This window comes from Belliella pelovolcani (assembly GCF_900156785.1).
Lineage (GTDB): Bacteria > Bacteroidota > Bacteroidia > Cytophagales > Cyclobacteriaceae > Belliella > Belliella pelovolcani.
The window spans coordinates 1-2,422 of the sequence record NZ_FTOP01000038.1 but is presented as its reverse complement, the minus strand read 5'-3'; the positions used below and the strand labels follow the sequence as shown (position 1 = coordinate 2,422).

The 2,422-nt window shown below is 45.1% G+C and carries 1 protein-coding gene; it reads right to left on the bottom strand.

All coding sequences use genetic code 11. From position 1 onward, the window contains the following. Nucleotides 1–107 precede the first annotated feature (107 nt). Nucleotides 108–2,422 (bottom strand): DUF7507 domain-containing protein (locus BW935_RS17960; protein WP_084565991.1); only part of this gene is annotated, 2,315 nt, incomplete at its 5' end.

Genomic DNA, 2,422 nt, shown 5'->3' with positions numbered 1-2,422 from the left:
TGGCTGAACTGTGGCAGCTGCTGCGATTCGACGCTGCCGATGGCTACCATAGCCATCAGCATTGTCATCATTGTTATTTTAAAAATCCCTTTCATGGTTTCTGTCCTTTAGTCTTTGATTACTTGGATCCATCCCTTGAATTCGTGCGCTCTGCCTGTAGCATCTGTTCCTACCAAGACGTAGAAGTATGTTCCCGCAGGAAGATTATCCGCCGTCCAGTCATTCTGGTAGTTGGTACGCTCGAAGACATGGTCTCCGTATCTGTTGAAGATCACGATCTCGTTGGAAGCAAACTTGCCTAGACCTTTGATCTCAAAGCTATCGTTTCTATTATCTCCATTAGGAGTAATCACGTTCGGGATAAAGAACGGATTCACCGTGTTCACATCACTATCTGTATTGTCTACAGGGTTGATTTCCTCTCCTGCTGATGTCACTGTCACCACGTTGGTGATGGTCTGAGATGTGGTACCTGGTAGCGCATTTGCCCTCACTTGTACTCTGATCGTCAAGGTCGCTCCCGCTGGGAAGTTGTCAACTGTCCAAGTTACGCGCTGTCCGTTGGTAGAAGTCACTGGCTGGATTGCATTGCTGCTCGCAGTGAAGGTAGATCCAAGGTAGCTCACTCCATTTGGAAGATCATCTGTGATCACCACTTCTTCTGCATCAGTCTCGCCATTGTTAGACACCACGATCTCGTACTCAAACTCGTCTCCTTCGTAGATCTCTACATCAAACGAGGTCTTGCTCACCGCCATGTCTACTTCATCATTCAAGATTCTGAAGGTTACAAAGGCATCATCTGTATTGGTTGGGTTCAACACCTCTGACAACACATATCTCAATCTGTATTCTCTGGCTTCGTTTACACCTGGGATCAAGCTCAACTCTCCATTTGGATTGATCAACAAACCGATGATTCCGTCCAAGTCTGTGAATACAAAGTCCACATTGTCCATTGTCACTGGCTGACCATCCAAGAGGTCATTGTCAAGGATGTTGCCGATCATACCTCCGAAGCTCACTGTATATTCTCCCAGTTCATCATCATTGGCTATGATTGGTCTTGCACCACCTCCAATTGTCACTGAATCTTCATCGTCTATTGTACCTCCCTCTGGAGTTTCTGCTGTTACTGCCGCAGTGTTGACCAAAGTACCTCTTTCAAGATCCTCTGCAGTGATCGTGTAGCTAGTCGCAAGACTAATAGACGCTCCTGGAGCTAGGCTCTCAATCACATTCTCAAAGCCTGTCAATGGATCCCTTACCACTACATTGGTCAAGGTCACGCTTCCAGTGTTAGTTACTGTCAAGGTATACTCGATCACTTCACCCAGTGCTAGGAAGGTTTCTGAAGTAGTAGTCTTCACTATTTCAATTCCCGCATTCTGATCTACTTCAATGATCACCTCGTCATCATCACCTGGCGTTTCATCGTTAGGGTCAGTACCCTCAACACTTGCAACGTTTACAATCGCGCCACTGTCAATGTCAGACTGGGTTACTGTGTATGTATAGTCTCTGCTTACTGACTGACCTGGTAGTAGGGTACCTACATTCTCAGATACTTCTAGCATCGCATCCACGATCATCACATCTGTCAAGGTCGTGTTGCCTGTATTCGTTACCGTCAAGGTGTACACTACTTCCTCGCCTGCTGCTGTTACTTGCGACTTGTCTGCTGACTTAGTCAAAGCTATGCTGCTGTTCTGATCAACGTCTACTGTTACTTCGTCATCGTCACCTGGAGTATCACCATTTGGATCTTCACCTGTTGTGCTTGCTACGTTCACTATAGAACCGTTGTCAATATCAGACTGGGTTACTGTGTATGTATAGTCTCTGCTTACTGACTGACCTGGTAGTAGGGTGCCTACATTCTCAGATACTTCTAGCATTTCGTCAACTAGCATCACATCTGTCAAGGTCGTGTTGCCTGTATTCGTTACCGTCAAGGTGTACACTACTTCCTCACCTGCTGCTGTTACTTGCGACTTGTCTGCTGACTTAGTCAAGCTGATTGCTGAGTTTTGATCAACTTCTACGGTTACGCTAGACTCATCATCAACCAATCTTTCGTCAGGAGCAATTCCTTCTACTGTAGCAGTATTCAGAATGCTTCCATTATCAATATCCGCTTGAGTTACTTCATAATTAATTGTGATTACCTCAACTTGTCCTGGGTTCATTGATAGGATTGTTTGATCAAGGTCTACTTTACCATCTAGGACGTTCACATTCGTCAAAGTAACATTTCCAGTATTTGTAACAGTTAAAGTATATTCGATGAACTCACCAGCTTCTGATACAATTGATTTATCTGCTGACTTCTCTATGCTTACTGCTGGAGCTTGTGTGATCGTGGTTGTTGCATCGTCACTGTCTGATGCGCCTTCTGCACTTGCTACACTTACATTGTTTA